The 258-nt window shown below is 53.9% G+C and carries 1 protein-coding gene; it reads right to left on the bottom strand.

Translation table 11 applies throughout. The features are described from left to right. The coding region (locus HJG58_RS18720) for a hypothetical protein (RefSeq protein ID WP_328704801.1) at positions 1-258 on the bottom strand (258 nt) is incomplete at both ends.

Below are 258 nucleotides of genomic sequence, written 5' to 3'. Positions count from 1 at the left end.
TTGTCTGCAAGCGTCCAGGTGCCGTCACCATTGTTCACTGCCGGATAGTCAACACCATCCACGTTCACAACCACAGTTGCTGTCGGATCGTTCACTGTACCAGTGAGTGCTGGTGTGCTGTCATTCGTCAACACATCATCAAGTGCAACCACCGGCGGTGTAATGTCTGCAGAGACTGTGCCTGTACCTGGCAATGAAGTATTGCCTGCAGGGTCAGTCGCTGTTGCAGTCACGGTATCGCCATCCACCAGGTTACCC

It is taken from the genome of Acinetobacter geminorum (assembly GCF_013009345.1).
GTDB classification, from domain to species: Bacteria; Pseudomonadota; Gammaproteobacteria; order Pseudomonadales; family Moraxellaceae; genus Acinetobacter; species Acinetobacter geminorum.
This window is presented reverse-complemented; position numbering and strand designations above follow the sequence as displayed.